The 16,372-nt window shown below is 71.0% G+C and carries 14 protein-coding genes and 1 pseudogene; 6 read left to right on the top strand and 9 right to left on the bottom strand.

The window, feature by feature from the left end; genetic code table 11:
* The first annotated feature begins 2 nt into the window (after positions 1-2).
* The 3 genes from AC069R_RS00825 to AC069R_RS00815 are packed head-to-tail and all read left to right on the top strand — an operon-like array spanning position 3 to position 3,105.
* Positions 3-1,127, top strand: coding sequence for a Gfo/Idh/MocA family protein (locus AC069R_RS00825; protein WP_478763684.1), 1,125 nt, complete (start codon positions 3-5; stop codon positions 1,125-1,127).
* Entirely contained in the window at positions 1,124-2,275 is a 1,152-nt protein-coding gene (locus AC069R_RS00820) for a dihydrodipicolinate synthase family protein (RefSeq protein ID WP_478763356.1), read from the top strand. Before AC069R_RS00825 ends, AC069R_RS00820 begins: the two co-directional genes overlap by 4 nt.
* Positions 2,276-2,307: 32 nt before the next feature.
* Entirely contained in the window at positions 2,308-3,105 is a 798-nt protein-coding gene (locus AC069R_RS00815) for a sugar phosphate isomerase/epimerase family protein (protein ID WP_478763683.1), read from the top strand.
* Positions 3,106-3,118: 13 nt separating this feature from the next.
* Here AC069R_RS00815 and AC069R_RS00810 read toward each other — a convergent pair.
* The 9 genes and pseudogenes from AC069R_RS00810 to AC069R_RS00770 form a co-directional block, all read right to left on the bottom strand.
* Positions 3,119-3,640: pseudogene (locus AC069R_RS00810) on the bottom strand (hypothetical protein); the annotation flags it as partial.
* A 454-nt stretch (positions 3,641-4,094) separates the two neighbouring features.
* Positions 4,095-4,511: a DUF6221 family protein gene (locus AC069R_RS00805; RefSeq protein ID WP_478763354.1), complete on the bottom strand. Its 417-nt coding sequence runs from the start codon at positions 4,509-4,511 to the stop codon at positions 4,095-4,097.
* 26 nt (positions 4,512-4,537) lie between these two features.
* A complete protein-coding gene (rbsD, locus tag AC069R_RS00800) occupies positions 4,538-4,918 on the bottom strand; it encodes a D-ribose pyranase (protein ID WP_478763353.1) in 381 nt (126 codons plus the stop codon).
* A complete protein-coding gene (locus tag AC069R_RS00795) occupies positions 4,915-5,814 on the bottom strand; it encodes a ribokinase (RefSeq protein ID WP_478763351.1) in 900 nt (299 codons plus the stop codon). The genes rbsD and AC069R_RS00795 overlap by 4 nt, the downstream gene beginning before the upstream one ends.
* A 122-nt stretch (positions 5,815-5,936) precedes the next feature.
* The gene (locus tag AC069R_RS00790; protein WP_478763350.1) at positions 5,937-7,886 is read right to left on the bottom strand and encodes an ABC transporter permease/substrate-binding protein; all 1,950 of its coding nucleotides are present in this window, start codon (positions 7,884-7,886) and stop codon (positions 5,937-5,939) included.
* On the bottom strand, positions 7,876-9,417 hold the full coding sequence (locus AC069R_RS00785; RefSeq protein ID WP_478763349.1) for a sugar ABC transporter ATP-binding protein: 1,542 nt from the start codon (positions 9,415-9,417) through the stop codon (positions 7,876-7,878). The genes AC069R_RS00790 and AC069R_RS00785 overlap by 11 nt, the downstream gene beginning before the upstream one ends.
* Entirely contained in the window at positions 9,414-10,472 is a 1,059-nt protein-coding gene (locus AC069R_RS00780) for a LacI family DNA-binding transcriptional regulator (protein WP_478763347.1), read from the bottom strand. The genes AC069R_RS00785 and AC069R_RS00780 overlap by 4 nt, the downstream gene beginning before the upstream one ends.
* Positions 10,473-10,754: 282 nt before the next feature.
* Positions 10,755-11,024 carry a hypothetical protein gene (locus tag AC069R_RS00775; RefSeq protein ID WP_478763345.1) on the bottom strand — a complete coding sequence of 90 codons (270 nt, stop codon included), beginning with the start codon at positions 11,022-11,024 and terminating at the stop codon, positions 10,755-10,757.
* Between the two features lie 28 nt (positions 11,025-11,052).
* Positions 11,053-11,949, bottom strand: a complete 897-nt coding sequence (locus AC069R_RS00770) for a hypothetical protein (protein ID WP_478763344.1) — start codon at positions 11,947-11,949, stop codon at positions 11,053-11,055.
* Between the two features lie 73 nt (positions 11,950-12,022).
* Between AC069R_RS00770 and AC069R_RS00765 the strand changes: the two genes are divergently transcribed.
* From AC069R_RS00765 to AC069R_RS00755, 3 genes are all read left to right on the top strand, one after another.
* On the top strand, positions 12,023-12,499 hold the full coding sequence (locus AC069R_RS00765) for a hypothetical protein (protein WP_478763342.1): 477 nt from the start codon (positions 12,023-12,025) through the stop codon (positions 12,497-12,499).
* Between the two features lie 59 nt (positions 12,500-12,558).
* Complete coding sequence (recD2, locus tag AC069R_RS00760) at positions 12,559-14,832, top strand: SF1B family DNA helicase RecD2 (RefSeq protein ID WP_478763341.1); 2,274 nt, start codon at positions 12,559-12,561, stop codon at positions 14,830-14,832.
* Positions 14,833-15,010: 178 nt separating this feature from the next.
* Positions 15,011-16,300, top strand: coding sequence for a citrate synthase (locus AC069R_RS00755; RefSeq protein WP_397985861.1), 1,290 nt, complete (start codon positions 15,011-15,013; stop codon positions 16,298-16,300).
* The last annotated feature ends 72 nt before the right edge of the window (positions 16,301-16,372 follow it).

Here is a 16,372-nt window from a genome sequence, read left to right as displayed (position 1 = left end):
CCATGAACGGCGTGACCGGGCGCATGGGCTACCGCCAGCACCTGCTGCGCTCGGTCCTCGCCCTGCGCGACCAGGGCGGCCTCGATCTCGGCGACGGCACCGTGCTGTGGCCGGAGCCGATCCTGCTCGGCCGCCGCGAACACGCGCTCCGCGAGATCGCCGGCCGGCACGGATTGGAGCACGTCTCCACCGACCTGGACGCGGTGCTCGCCGACCCGTCCGTCGACGTCTACTTCGACGCGCAGGTCACCGCCGCCCGCGAGGACGCGCTCCGGAAGGCGATCGCCGCGGGCAAGCACGTCTACACCGAGAAGCCCACCGCCACCGGCCTCGACGGCGCCCTCCGACTCGCCCGTCTGGCGCGGGAGAAGGGCGTCCGGCACGGCGTCGTCCAGGACAAGCTGTTCCTGCCGGGCCTGCGGAAGCTGAAGCGGCTGATCGACGGCGGCTTCTTCGGCCGGATCCTGTCCGTGCGCGGCGAGTTCGGCTACTGGGTCTTCGAGGGCGACTGGCAGGACGCCCAGCGTCCCTCCTGGAACTACCGCGCCGAGGACAGCGGCGGCATCGTCGTGGACATGTTCCCGCACTGGGAGTACGTGCTGCACGAACTGTTCGGCCGCGTCACCTCCGTCCAGGCCCTGACCGCGACCCATATCCCGCGCCGCTGGGACGAGCACGGCAAGCCGTACGACGCGACGGCCGACGACGCCGCGTACGGCATCTTCGAGCTGGCGGGCGGCGCGGTCGCGCAGATCAACTCCTCCTGGGCGGTGCGCGTCCACCGCGACGAACTGGTCGAGTTCCAGGTCGACGGCACGGAGGGTTCGGCGGTGGCCGGCCTGCGCAACTGCCGCGTCCAGCACCGCTCCGCGACCCCCAAGCCGGTCTGGAACCCCGACATTCCCGCCACCGAGGCGTTCCGCGAGCAGTGGCAGGAGGTCCCGGACAACGGGGAGTTCGACAACGGCTTCAAGGCGCAGTGGGAGCTGTTCCTACGGCATGTGTACGCCGGCACCCCGTACCACTGGGACCTGCCGGCCGGGGCGCGGGGCGTCCAACTGGCCGAGCTGGGCCTGAAGTCGGCGGCCCAGGGCCGCCGCATCGCGGTGCCGGAGATCACGCTGTGACCATCCAACTCCCCTACGCCGACGGCACCTTGCGGACGTACGAGCCGCGCCCCGAGCCCTTCCGGGCCGCCCCCGGTACGGTCCTCGCCTCCCGCACGGTCTTCTCCGCGGCCCATGTCGTCGCCGACCCGTACGCGGACGTCTCGCCCGACTCGCCCGCCGCCGTCGACTGGGACGCGACCCTCGCCTTCCGCCGCCATCTGTGGGCGCACGGCCTCGGGGTCGCCGAGGCGATGGACACCGCGCAGCGCGGGATGGGCCTGGACTGGCCGGCGGCCGCCGAGCTGATCCGGCGCAGCTCGGCCGAGGCGAAGGCGGTCGGCGGGCGCATCGCCTGCGGGGCCGGCACCGACCAGCTCACCGGCGGGAGTCTGACGGACATCCGCGCGGCCTACGAGGAACAGCTCGCGGTCGTGGAGGAGTCCGGCGCCCGGGCGATCCTGATGGCCTCCCGCGCCCTGGCCGCGACGGCCAGGGGCCCCGAGGACTACCAGGAGGTCTACGGCCACCTGCTCCGCCAGTGCGCCGAGCCGGTCGTGCTGCACTGGCTCGGCCCGATGTTCGACCCGGCGCTTGAGGGCTACTGGGGGTCCGCTGACCTGGACGCCGCCACCGAGGTGTTCCTCGACGTGATCGCCGCCCACCCGGACAAGGTCGACGGCGTCAAGGTCTCCCTGCTGGACGCGCGCCGGGAGGTCGGGCTGCGCCGCCGTCTGCCGGAGGGCGTGCGCTGCTACACCGGCGACGACTTCCACTACCCCGAACTGATCGCGGGCGACGCGCGGGGCTTCAGCCACGCCCTGCTCGGCGTCTTCGACCCGCTCGCCCCGCTGGCGGCACGGGCGGTACGCCACCTCGACACCGGTGACGTGCCGGCGTTCCGCGAACTCCTCGACCCCACCGTGGAGTTGTCCCGCCACCTGTTCCAGCCTCCCACCCGCTTCTACAAGACCGGCGTCGTCCTGCTCGCCTGGCTGGCCGGCCACCAGTCGCACTTCACGATGGTGGGCGGCCTCCAGTCGGCCCGCTCGCTCCCGCACCTGGCCCGCGCCTACGAACTCGCCGACGGACTGGGCATGTTCCCGGATCCCGGTCTCGCCGAGGACCGCATGAAGTCCCTCCTCGCCCTGTACGGAGTCCAGCAGTGACCGGTGACCTCGCCCGCCTCTCCGTCAACCAGATGACGGTGAAACAGCTGTCCTTGCCCGAACTGGCGCAAACCTGCCGTCAGTTCGGCATCGGCAAGGTGGGCCTGTGGCGCGAGCCGGTCCAGGCGTACGGCGTCGCCAAGACGGCCGCGCTGGTGCGGTCGGCGGGGCTGGAGGTGACGACGCTGTGCCGGGGCGGCTTCCTCACCGCGACCGGTCCCGGTGAGCGGGCCGCCGCCCTGGCCGACAACCGCCGCGCGGTGGAGGAGGCGGCGGCGCTCGGCACCGACACCCTGGTCCTGGTCTCCGGCGGCCTCCCGGCGGGCGGCAAGGACCTGTGCGGGGCCCGCGAACGCGTCGCCGACGCCCTCGCCGAACTGGCACCCTACGCCGAGTCCCACGGCGTCCGCCTCGCCATCGAGCCGCTGCACCCGATGTTCGCCGCCGACCGCTGCGTCGTGTCGACCCTGGCCCAGGCACTCGACCTCGCGGAACGCTTCCCCGCCCGCCAGGTCGGGGTGACCGTGGACACGTACCACGTCTGGTGGGACGACCGGGCCCCGGCGGGGATCGCCCGTGCGGGCGCTGCGGGTCGTATCCACGCCTTCCAACTGGCCGACTGGACAACCCCGTTGCCCGCCGGGGTGCTCAACGGCCGGGGGCAGCTCGGGGACGGTTCGATCGACCTGCGCGAGTGGCGCGGGTACGTCGAAGCGGCGGGCTACTCCGGCCCGGTCGAGGTGGAGCTGTTCAACGAGGAGTTGTGGGCGCGGGACGGCCGGGAGGTGCTGAAGGAGACGGCGGCGCGCTTCCTGGAGCACGCCGCCTGAGCCCGGCGCCGGGTCAGTAGGTGATCCGGTCGAGCAGCCAGTCGCCCAGTTCCCCGGTGACGGCGGTGTGCGTGGTGGTCGTGGACGAGCAGATGAAGTCGTCCAGGTCGCTCTCGTCCGGCGGGAGTTCGTCCACCGCCACGTAGAGGTCGTCCTGCCGGCCGATGTCCCGGACGGACACCGCGCTGATCGTGGGCACGAAGCAGATGTCCGGGTGCCGCAGGTCCACCGTGCCGCCGGCCTTCTCCAGCGCGTTGGCGAGGATGCGGTACGTGTTGAGCGTGCCGCCGGGCGCGCCGTCGAGTTCCGGGAAGCCGTCGGTGGTGATCGTCTTCTCGGCCTTCGGGAAGCGGCGGTTGAGGTAGGCGGCGGTCACGTCGTCGCCCTGGGCCTGGGTGTAGAAGGTGGTGCCGGGGTAGACCCGCTCGACGCGCAGCGCGGTCTCGCCGGGCCGCACCTCGGGCAGTCCCACGCCGTCCCCGCGTCCGCTGGCGACCCCGAGCAGCCGGGGGATGCGGGGCCAGCCGCCCAGCCGGGTCGCGAGGCGGTTGACGGCGTCGCCCTCGATGTGGAGGGAGGTGACGCGATCCCAGGTCCAGCCGGCGGCGCCCCGCCGCGACCCGTGGACCAGGCCCCGCTCCCGCACCTCGAAGTACTCTCCGGGCTCGCCGCGCAGCGCCCGCGCGATCTGGGTCACCGCGACCCATACGGCGCCCAGCGCGAGACCGATCAGCAGGCCGATCGCCCGGTTGCCGCGGGCCGACCCCTCGCCGGCGGCCGGGAGACCCCACACCCCGAGCCAGCCCGACGGGACGGCGACGAGCAGGGCCCAGGCGGCGTTCACCCACCGCTTGCGGTGGCCGACCGGATGCCGGCTGAGCACCGGCCCGAGCCGGTCCAGAGCGCTCGCTCCCTCGATGGCAGTCACCGGCCAAGTCAAACACCGGTGGGTGCCAGCGCTCAACACCCGGACTATGGAAAGGAGTTGCCTACGGCCGCCATGCGTCCCGGTAGTCCGGGTGGTCCGCGTACGTCAGCGCGATCAGCCGGAGCGGACCCTCCAGGACGCCCGCCTGGTACTGGGTGCGGTCCCACGCCTCCAGATCTGCGCCGGACACCCGGTCCCCCCGCTCCCCGATCCGTGCCACGGCCGCGTCCCGCCGCCGGGCCGCCGCCGCGTACGCGTCCACGATCCCCTTCAGCGCCTTCGCGCCGCGCAGCACCCGCGCCGGGTCCTGCCCCGCGATGTACCGGCCGGTCTCCTCGTCCCCGACCTCGCACACCCCGCGCGCGTCCTCGTCGAACACCCACCCGGCGGCGAAGCCCCACTCCCGGCCCACCACCGAGCGCGCCCCCCGCGCGGCGTCGCCGAGCCGGGCGTACAGAAACCGCACGAGTTCGTCCATGACCCGCCCGCCCCCCTTCCCGGTCCCTAGAAGAACACCCCGCACCGCAACAGCACATTGGCATACGGGCTCGCCTCACCGGTACGCACGATCAGCCTCGCCCCCGCCGACAACTCCTTGAGCCGCTCGTGCGGTACGACGTCCAGATGGGCGAACTGCCGCCGCACCAGGCCCAGATGGTCTCCGCGCAGCTCCTCCGCCACCGTGGCGCCCTCCAGCACCAGTTCGTCCACCAGGCCGGCGAAGACCTCCGCGAAGGACGGCACCCCGGCCCGGAAGGCCAGGTCCACCACGCGCGGCCCGGCCGGGATCGGCATGCCCGCGTCGCAGACCAGCACCTCGTCCCCGTGCCCCAACTCGGCCAGCGCCCCCGCCAGATGACGGTTCAGGATGCCCGACTTCTTCACAGCCGCCCGACCTCCTCGGCCGTCGGATACGACTCCTGCGCCCCCGCCCTCGTCACGGCCGCCGCGCCGACGCGGGCCGCGTACGCCGCCGCCTCCGCGAGGCTCCAGCCCGTGCCCAGCTTCCAGGCCAGCGCCGCCGTGAACGCGTCGCCCGCGCCCGTGGTGTCCACCGCGTCGACCTTCACCGACGCGACCCGCCGCGCGCCCGAGCCGTCGTACACCAGCGCGCCGCGGGCGCCGAGCGTGACCACGACCGAGCGCGGGCCGAGGGCCAGCAGCCCGCGCGCCCAGTCCTCGGGTTCCGCCCCGGCGGCCTCGCCCAGGATGACCCGCGCCTCGTGCTCGTTGACGATCAGCGGGTCGCAGGCGGCCAGCACCTCGGCGGGCAGCGGGCGCGGCGGGGAGGGGTTGAGCACGAACCGGGTGCCGGACGGCAGGGTCCGTACGACCTCCTCCACCGTCTCCAGCGGGATCTCCAGCTGGGCCGAGACCACGCGCGCGGCCCGGACCAGCGAGCCGGCCGACCGGACGTCCGCCGGGGTGAGGCGGGCGTTGGCGCCGGGTGACACCACGATGCTGTTGTCCCCGGACGGGTCCACGGTGATCAGCGCGACCCCGGTCGGCGCCCCGCCTTCGAGCACCCCCGCCGGGTCCACCCCGGCCGAGCGCAGGGAGTCCAGCAGCAGCCGGCCGTGGCCGTCCGCGCCGACGCGCGCCAGCAGGGCCGTACGGGCGCCCAGCCGGGCCGCCGCGACCGCCTGGTTGGCGCCCTTGCCGCCCGGATGCGTGGACAGATCCCCGCCGAGCACCGTCTCACCGGCGGCCGGCCGCCGCTCGACCCCGATCACCAGGTCGGCGTTGGCCGAACCCACGACCAACAGGTCGTAGTCGTACATCAGTTGACTCCCATGAACCCTTTGAATCCGAGAACCCGTGGAACGAGCCGGGGCGGACGGCCGCCCCCATGGCGCGTCCATGGTGTACGACCGTCCGCCCGCGCCCGCTTCGCCCGCCGCCGTCAGCCGGTGAATCCGGCCACGTTGTCCTTGGTGACCACCTTCACCGGCACCTTCACCGTCGGCTGCACCTTCTTGCCCCGCGACGCCTTGAGCGCGTTGTCCACGGCGATCCGGCCGAGCTGGGTCGGCTGCTGCGCGACGGAGGCGTACAGCGTGCCCGCCTTGACCGCGTTCAGGCCGTCCGGGGTGCCGTCGAAGCCGACCACCGGCACCGACGTACCGGCCTTCGAACCCAGCGCCTTGATCGCGCCGAGGGCCATCTCGTCGTTGGCGGCGATCACGCCCTGCACGTCCGGGTGGGCCTGGAGCAGGTTCGACATCACGTCGAGGCCCTTGGTGCGGTCGAAGTCGGCGGGCTGCTGCGCCACCACCTTGATGCCGGGGTACGCCTTCAGACCGTTGGCGAAGCCCTGCGCACGCTCACGCGCCGCCGAGGTGCCCGCCTGACCCTGGAGGATCACGATCTTGCCTTTGCCGCCCAGCTTCTCGGCGATCGTCCTGGCCGCCTGCTCGCCGCCGGCGATGTTGTCCGAGGCCACCAGGGCGTCCACAGCGGCCTTGTTGACACCGCGGTCCACCGCGATCACCGGGATCTTCGCTCTGTCGGCGGCCTTGACCGAGTTGCTCGCCGCGTCCGAGTCGACCGGGTTGACGATGATCGCGTCGAGGCCCGAACTGGTGAAGTTCTGGAGCTGGTTGGCCTGCTGGGAGGCGTCGTTCTGCGCGTCGGTGACCGTCAGGTCCACGCCCAGCTTCTTCGCCTCGGCCTGCGCGCCGGAGCGGATCTGCACGAAGAACGGGTTGTTCAGGGTGGACAGCGACAGACCCATCTTCGGCTTGTTGGAGGCACCGGAGCCGTCGTGCAGGAAGGAGGTCGCGCCGACCACCGCCACCGTCACCACGGCCGCGAGCCCGTACGTCGCCGCCTGCCTGCCCTTGTTGCCGCCGCCCCCGCTGGTCACAGGGGTGGCACCCGCCTTGCGGCGCACCGTGTCGAGCAGCACCGCCAGCGCGATCACGACACCGATCACCACCTGCTGCCAGAACGCGGAGACGTTCAGCAGGTTCAGGCCGTTGCGCAGCACCGCCAGGATCAGCGCGCCGACCAGGGTGCCGGACGCCTTGCCGGTGCCGCCGGCGAGCGAGGCGCCGCCGATGACGACGGCCGCGATCGCGTCCAGCTCGTAGCCGTCGGCGGCCTGCGGCTGCGCGGAGGACAGCCGGGAGGCCAGCACGATGCCCGCCACCGCCGCGAACACCCCGGACAGGGCGTAGATCGCGAGCTTCTGCTTCTTCACCCGCAGACCCGACAGGCGCGCGGCCTCCTCGTTGCCGCCGATCGCGTACATCGAGCGGCCGATGTAGGTGCGGCCGAGCACGAACGCGGCCAGCAGCCCCATCACGATCATGACCAGGACCGGCACCGGCAGCCAGTCGCCGAGCGTGTCACCGAGGTGCGAGACCGAGTCCGGGAACGGGATCGGCACACCACCGGAGATCACCAGCGACAGACCGCGCCCCACCGACAGCATCGCGAGCGTCGCGATGAACGGCGGCAGCTTGCCGTAGGCGATGAGGAAACCGTTCACCAGACCGGCCGCCACACCCGTGGCCACCGCGAGGACGACGGCCAGCGCGACCGGCACCCCGTGCTGGGTGGCGCTCCACGCCAGCACCGTCGCCGACAGCGCGGCCACCGAGCCGACCGACAGGTCGATGCCCGCCGCCACGATCACGAAGGTGACACCGAAGGCCAGGATCGCCGTCACGGCCGCCTGGACACCGATGTTGAGCAGGTTGTCCGTCGTCAGGAAGTCGCCGGACAGCGCCGACAGGGCGATGACCAGGACGATCAGCGCGGTCAGCGCGCCGTTGTCGAGCAGCAGCCGGCGCAGGCCGCCCGGCGCGCCACTCGCTCCCGTCGTGCTCTTGAGCGTGTCAGTGGCCACGGTCGGCCTCCTTCGCGGTGTTGTCGTTCGTGTCGCTGGTGGTGGGGTTGGATACGGCGAGTGCCATCACGGCGTCCTGCGTGGCCTCGCCGGCCGCGAGTTCGCCGGCGATCCGGCCCTGGGTCATCACCAGCACCCGGTCGCTCATGCCGAGCACCTCGGGCAGATCGCTGGAGATCATCAGGACGGCGGCACCGGCGGCCGTCAGCTCGTTGATCAGCTGGTAGATCTCGACCTTGGCGCCGACGTCGATGCCGCGCGTCGGCTCGTCCAGGATCAGCACCCTGGTGTCGGCCAGCAGCCACTTGCCGATGACGACCTTCTGCTGGTTGCCGCCGGACAGCGTGCGCACATGCTGGCCGAGGCCGGCCATCCGCACGCCCAGCTGACCGGCGATCCGCTCGGCCGCCACGTGCTGCGCCCTGCGGTCGACCAGCCCGGCGCGGGTCGCCGCGCGCAGGGTGACGAGGCCCAGGTTCTCCTCCACGGAGGCGTCCAGCACCAGCCCCTGCCCCTTGCGGTCCTCGGGCACGAGCCCGATCCCGGCCGCCATCGCGGCGTTCACGTCGGAGCGCCTGAGCGCGGTGCCGCCGACCTTCACGGTCCCGTCGTCGTACGGGTCCGCGCCGAACACGGCCCGGACGACCTCGGTGCGTCCGGCGCCCACGAGACCGGCGATGCCGACGACCTCCCCGGCGTGCACCTCGAAGCTCACGTCGTGGAAGACGCCGTCGCGGGTCAGCCCCTCGACGCTGAGCAACGCGGCGCCCCTGTCCGGGCGTCGGCGCGGGTACTGCTGCTCGATGGAGCGCCCGACCATGAGCCGTACGAGCTCGTCCTCGGGCGTGGTGGCGGGCACCTGGCCCACACTCTTGCCGTCCCGGATGACGGTGACCCGGTCCCCGAGGGCGGCGATCTCGTCGAGATGATGCGTGATGAAGACGATGCCCACCCCGTCCGCCCGCAGCTGCCGCACGATCGCGAACAGCTTCTCGACCTCCTCCGAGGTCAGCACGGCGGTCGGCTCGTCCATGATGAGCACGCGCGCGTCCAGGCTCAGAGCCTTGGCGATCTCCACCATCTGGAGCCGGGCGATGCCCAGTTCCCGCACCCGCGCACGCGGCGAGACCCGCACGCCGACCCGCTCCAGGAGCTTCGCGGCCTCGGCCTCCATCCGCTTCCGGTCGATCATCCCGAGGCGGCGCGGCTGCCGGCCGAGGAAGATGTTCTCGGCGACGGTCAGGTCCGGCACCAGGTTGAACTCCTGGTAGATGGTGGCGATCCCGAGCCGCTCGGAGTCCTGCGCGCCGTGGATGCGCGTCTCCCGGCCGCCGACGAGGATCCGCCCGGAGTCGGGCGTATAGGCGCCGGAGAGCATCTTGATGAGCGTGCTCTTGCCGGCGCCGTTCTCACCGAGCAGCACATGCACCTCGCCCCGGCGCAGATCGAAGTCGACACCGTCGAGCGCGACCACGCCGGGAAAGGTCTTGCGTATGCCCTCGATGCGCAGCAACTCGTCCGGGTTGCTCACGTCGTGCTCCTTTGCACTGGGGGGAGGGGCAGGGTGGGGATGATCCGGGGCTCGGTCTCCTCCGGTGTCTCACCGCAGGAGCGGCGTACGACCAGCCGGGCGGCGAGGGTGACGGACGCGGCCGGCCGCCCCTCGATCCGGTCGACCAGGGCGCGTACGGCGGCCCGGCCCAGCTCGCCGGTGGGCTGGGCGATCGCGGTCACCGGGGGATCGGTGTGCACGAACCAGGGGATGTCGTCGAACGCGGCGAGCGCGATGTCGTCCGGCACCCGCAGCCCGCGCGCCCGGACGGCGTCCAGGGCGCCGAGCGCCATCAGGTTGTCCGCCGCGAAGACGGCGTCCGGCGGCTCGGGAAGGTCGAGGAACCCCTCGGTGACCCGGCGCCCGCTGGCGGCCTGGAAGTCGCCCTGTCCGATGTAGACGCCGGGGAGCGGGAGCCCGTACTCGGCCAGCGCGGCGCGGAACGCCTCGACGCGCTCGCTGCCGGTCGTGGTGGCGGCGGGCCCCGCGATGATCGCGACCCGCCGGTGCCCGAGGGCGTGGAGGTGCGCCACGAGGTCCTGTACGGCGGCTCGTCCGTCGGCGCGTACGACGGGGACGTCGACGCCGGGGATCCAGCGGTCCACGAACACCATCGGCGTTCCGGCGCGGGCGGCGTCCAGCATGAGCGGCGAGCCGCCGTCGGTCGGCGAGACGAGCAGGCCGTCGATCCGCCGGTCCAGCAGGTTCCGCACGTGGTGGTCCTGGAGATCGGGCCGCTCGTCCGCGTTCCCGATGATCACGCTGTACCCGAGCGACCGGGCCTCTTCCTCCACGGAGCGGGCCAGCTCGGTGAAGTAGGGATTCAGCACGTCACTGATGACGAGGCCGAGGGTATGGGTCTGATCGGTCCGCAGCGAACGCGCCACGGCGTTCGGCCGGTACCCCAGCGACTCCACGGCGGCCAGCACCCGGCCGCGCGCGTCCGCGCTGACCGACGGATGCGCGTTCAGCACCCGCGAAACCGTCGCAACGGACACACCCGCCACCGCGGCCACATCCTTGATACTCGCCACCTCCGGCCCACCTCCTTGTGAACTCGTGACGCTTGGAATCGATTACATCGAGACGCGGAAACGATTGGAATCGATTACATGAGGGGTGGCAAGGGGGTGGGAGGTGGCCGAAACCCAATCGTTACCGGGCGGGAAAGTGACGACTGGTGGGCGGGTGGCCCCTGGTGATCGGCGATCGGCGTGCGCCGATCACCAGGGAGGCGTGCCCGACGGGGCGCAGGCGCCGGTCGTACGGGGGAGCCCCGCCCAACCCTCTTGCGCGGCGCCGGTCGGGCCGCGGGCTCATTCCTCTGCGAACAACTCGCCGGCCTCCGCCACGTGTACGGCCCGCTCGGCCCATGCCTTCAGCTGGTCGAGGTCGGTGCAGGCTTCGATGCGTGCGCGGGCGGTGTCGGGGACGGGGATGCGGCGCAATTCGAGGAAGCGAAGGAGTGTCTCCTGCCAGCCCTCGATGCGGCCCTCTTCCCTGGCCTTCGCGCGAGCCTCTTCTCGACCTTCCTCGCGCACCTGTTCAGCCAGGGGGTGGCGCCAGAAGTAGTGAATCTGTCCCACTGTGCCACCCCCTATTTCCGGTGCTGGTTCACTTGTCGGTGAACAGTTCGTCGGCGTTCGCCGCGTGTACGGCCCGTTCGGCCCATGTCTCCAGTTGGCTGAGGTCGGTGCAGGCTTCGATGCGTGCGCGGGCGGTGTCGGGGACGGGGATGCGGCGCCATTCGAGGAGGCGAAGAAGCGTCTCCCGCCAGCCCTTGATGCGGCCCTCTTCCCTGCCCTCTTCCCGGCCTTCCTCGCGTACCTGTTCAGCCAACGGATGGCGCCAGAAGTACTGGACGGTTGTCATCAAGTCCCTCCACGTCTGCTTCGCTTGGGGGTTGGTCAGGCAGGAGTCGACGAACTGCGCGTAGACCGAGGCGGTGTCCGCGTCGATGGTCTTCAGGATGGCCACCAGGGATTCCAGTATGGCCGGAGCCTGGGGCCCCTGTCCGTGTGTCATCGCCGAGAGCACCGCGAGGGACGGGTCACGCTCGCCCCAGTGTTCGTCGGTGATCATCGGCACGTTGTCCGGCCCCAGCACCAGTGGCCGCACCGTCATCGAGTGCCAGTCACGGAAGCCGAACCGGATGGGCCGCGAGGCCCACTTGGCGGTCGTACTGCTCTGCGTGATCACGATCAGCACCGGCTCGCAGCGGTACTTCTCGTACAAGTAGGCGAGGTAGTAAGGCCAACTGCCCCGTTTCCGGTCGTCCACCTTCCCCTGCGACTCCACCACCAGCAGGTACGTGCCCTCGTCCGTCTCCGCCCGCATCAGCGTGTCCACTCGCCGTTCGACCGGTTCGATCTCGGTGAGGTCCACATTCAGCGCCGCGATCTCCCGCGGCTCCGGAAACGGCACGTGCAGTACCCGCTGCAACGCCTTGGTCAGCACCGCGGGATCCTTCTGAAAGATCCGGTGCAGTGCCTCGTGCGACGAGCCGACCATCGACCCTCCCTCCTGTCGTACGACGTGCTCAACGAGCCGGATCCCAAGAGGTTGCATATGCCAGGGGAAAATGATGTTCGACTTCGGAATCACCGGATACCGCCCCGAGTGGCTGGTCGGCCGGCGGGACGTGCAGCGGGCGCACGGAGAGCGGCTCGAAGGTTTTGTGGGGCGGCCGCTCACCAGAGTCTCGATGGCCTGGGACGTGGAGGACGACGAGTGGTTCCGCGACTGCCCGGTGCTGTTCGACTTCGACGGTGAGCAGGTCGAGATCAACCACTGGAAACTCGACGAGCTCTCCCTCACGTGGAACACCATCGACCCGGCCGGTCCGGTCCGCTGGCCGGGCTTCGATCTCCAGTGGCGGCCGGAACCACTCCCCGAGCTGCGCCGGCTGCGGGGAGCGGTCCTGAAAGGGGTCGAACTGCCCGTGTGGCCAGGGCAGGACGTCGCTCAGGGGAACGTCGACGTCGGCTTCGTCTTCGAGACGGTCCGGGTGACGGTCTTCAACGCCATGGACGAGAACGGGCTCGGTTTCGGCGTTCGCTGACAACCTCGGGCGTGGCACCGCCCCCACCCCCTGTCACCCCCCACCGCTACCGTCGTCCCATGGCGCAACAGGCGGGGAACCACACCGGTGAGCGGCGGATGGCTGTGGTCGAAGGGGTGCTGGAGAGGATCACATACGCCAATGAGGAGAACGGGTACACCGTTGCCCGGGTGGACACCGGCAGGGGCGGCGGGGAGTTGCTCACCGTCGTCGGGGCGCTCCTCGGGGCGCAGGTCGGGGAGTCCCTGCGGATGGAGGGGCGGTGGGGGAGCCACCCGCAGCACGGCAGGCAGTTCCAGGTGGAGAACTACAGCACCGTGCTCCCGGCGACCGTCCAGGGCATGCGGCGCTACCTCGGCTCCGGGCTCGTCAAGGGGATCGGGCCCGTCTTCGCCGACCGGATCACCCGGCACTTCGGCGTCGACACCCTCCGCGTCATCGAGGAGGAGCCCGGACGGCTGATCGAGGTGCCGGGGCTCGGACCCAAGCGGACCAGGAAGATCGCCGCGGCATGGGAGGAGCAGAAGGCGATCAAGGAGGTCATGCTGTTCCTCCAGACCGTCGAGGTCTCCACCTCCATCGCCGTGCGGATCTACAAGAAGTACGGCGATCAGTCGATCGACGTCGTCAGGAAGAACCCCTACCGGCTCGCCGCCGATGTCTGGGGCATCGGCTTCCTCACCGCCGACAAGATCGCCCAGTCCGTCGGCATCCCCCACGACAGCCCCGAGCGCGTCAAGGCCGGCCTCCAGTACGCCCTCTCCCAGTCCGCCGACCAGGGCAACTGCTACCTGCCGGAGGAACGCCTCATCGCCGACGCGGTGAAGCTGCTCCAGGTCGACACCGGTCTCGTCATCGAGTGCCTCGGCGAGCTGGCACGGGAGCCGGAGGACGGCGGCGACCCCGGTGTCGTACGGGAGAAGGTGCCGGGACCCGACGGGGGCGAGCCCGTCACCGCCGTCTACCTCGTCCCCTTCCACCGCGCCGAGCTGTCCCTGGCCGCCCAGCTCCTGCGCCTCCTGCGCACCGGCGAGGACCGGATGCCCGGCTTCCAGGACGTGGACTGGGGCAAGGCCCTCGGCTGGCTCCACCAGCGCACCGGCGCCGACCTCGCGCCCGAGCAGGAGGCCGCCGTCCGGCTCGCGCTCACGGAGAAGGTCGCCGTGCTCACCGGCGGCCCCGGCTGCGGCAAGTCCTTCACGGTCCGCTCCGTCGTGGAGCTGGCCCGCGCCCGGCGGGCCAAGGTGGTGCTCGCCGCGCCGACCGGCCGCGCCGCCAAGCGGCTCGCCGAGCTGACCGGCGCCGACGCGTCCACTGTGCACCGGCTGCTGGAGCTGAAGCCCGGCGGGGACGCGGCCTACGACCGGGAACGGCCCCTGGACGCCGACCTGGTGGTCGTGGACGAGGCGTCCATGCTGGACCTCCTCCTCGCCAACAAGCTGGTGAAGGCCGTACCGCCCGGAGCGCACCTCCTCTTCGTCGGGGACGTCGACCAGCTGCCCAGCGTCGGCGCCGGCGAGGTGCTGCGCGACCTGCTCGCCCCCGGCAGCCCGGTCCCCGCCGTCCGTCTCACCCGCGTCTTCCGGCAGGCCCAGCAGTCCGGCGTGGTCACCAACGCGCACCGGATCAACGCGGGCCGGCACCCCCTCACCGACGGGCTCAAGGACTTCTTCCTCTTCGTGGAGGACGACACGGAGGAGGCCGGGCGGCTCACCGTGGACGTGGCGGCGCGCAGGATTCCCGCCAGGTTCGGGCTCGATCCCCGGCGCGATGTGCAGGTGCTCGCGCCGATGCACCGGGGCCCGGCCGGCGCGGGGGCGCTCAACGGGCTGCTCCAGCAGGCCATCACGCCGGCCCGGCCCGATGTGCCGGAGAAGCGGTTCGGCGGGCGGGTCTTCCGGGTCGGCGACAAGGTGACCCAGATTCGCAACAATTACGAGAAGGGGAAGAACGGGGTCTTCAACGGCACCGTGGGCGTCGTCACCGCGCTCGACCCGGTCGACCAGCGGCTGACCGTCCTCACGGACGAGGACGAGGAGGTTCCGTATGAATACGACGAACTGGACGAACTCGCCCACGCGTACGCCGTGACCATCCACCGCTCGCAGGGAAGTGAATATCCCGCCGTGGTGATTCCCGTCACCACGGGAGCATGGATGATGTTGCAGCGGAACCTGCTCTACACGGCCGTGACACGGGCCAAGAAGCTGGTCGTCCTGGTCGGTTCGCGCCGCGCGATCGGCCAGGCGGTGCGCACGGTGTCGGCCGGACGGCGGTGCACGGCCCTGGACTTCCGGCTCGCCGGCAAAAATGATCGATCAAATGAGTCGTGAAGGTCACAGAGCACTTCCAGAAGGCCCTTCGAGGGGGCAGGATGGGCAGGCTGACGGCACTGAGTGCCGTCAATAGGCCCAATGGTCGACCCCGAGTGCACTCTCCTGAGCCAAATGGGGGATGGTAGAGACAGTCAGGGCACCTCGAAGATGAGGCACTACGTCGGTGAGGGAAGACGTGAGCGACAACTCTGTAGTACTGCGGTACGGCGACGGCGAGTACACCTACCCGGTGGTCGACAGCACCGTCGGCGACAAGGGCTTCGACATCGGGAAGCTGCGCGCCCAGACCGGGCTGGTGACCCTCGACAGCGGGTACGGCAACACGGCCGCCTATAAATCCGCGATCACCTACCTCGACGGCGAGGCGGGCATCCTCCGCTACCGCGGCTATCCCATCGAGCAGCTGGCCGAGCGCTCCACCTTCCTCGAGGTGGCGTACCTGCTGATCAACGGCGAGCTGCCCACCGTCGACGAGCTGACCGCGTTCAAGGGCGAGATCACGCGGCACACCCTGCTGCACGAGGACGTCAAGAACTTCTACAAGGGCTTCCCGCGCGACGCCCACCCGATGGCCATGCTGTCCTCGGTCGTCTCGGCGCTGTCCACCTTCTACCAGGACAGTCACAACCCGTTCGACGAGAAGCAGCGCAACCTCTCCACGATCCGGCTGCTCGCCAAGCTGCCGACGATCGCGGCGTACGCGTACAAGAAGTCGATCGGCCACCCGTTCGTCTACCCGCGCAACGACCTCGGCTACGTCGAGAACTTCCTGCGCATGACCTTCTCGGTCCCCGCCGACGAGTACGAGCTGGACCCGGTCGTCGTCTCCGCGCTGGACAAGCTGCTGATCCTGCACGCCGACCACGAGCAGAACTGTTCGACCTCCACGGTCCGCCTCGTCGGCTCCTCGCAGGCCAACATGTTCGCGTCGATCTCGGCCGGCATCAACGCGCTGTGGGGCCCGCTGCACGGCGGCGCCAACCAGTCCGTCCTGGAGATGCTGGAGGGCATCCGCGACTCGGGCTCCGACGTCGACACCTTCATCCGCAAGGTGAAGAACAAGGAGGACGGCGTCCGTCTGATGGGCTTCGGCCACCGGGTCTACAAGAACTTCGACCCCCGCGCCAAGATCATCAAGGCCGCCGCGCACGACGTCCTGTCGGCCCTCGGCAAGTCCGACGAGCTGCTGGACATCGCGCTCAAGCTGGAGGAGCACGCGCTCTCCGACGACTACTTCGTCTCGCGCAGCCTCTACCCGAACGTGGACTTCTACACCGGTCTGATCTACCGGGCCATGGGCTTCCCGGCCGAGATGTTCACCGTGCTGTTCTCCCTCGGCCGCCTGCCGGGCTGGATCGCCCAGTGGACCGAGATGATCAAGGAGCCGGGTTCCCGCATCGGCCGCCCGCGCCAGATCTACACGGGCGTGGTCGAGCGCGACTTCGTGCCGGTCGAGGCGCGCTGAGCCTGACGCGGGCATAGGAAGCCTGCTGCGGCATAAGAAGAAGGCGCCCTGAGCCGCCGGTCCCCCCACGGG

The sequence above is a fragment of the Streptomyces sp. NPDC043952 genome, assembly GCF_056435325.1.
This window is presented reverse-complemented; position numbering and strand designations above follow the sequence as displayed.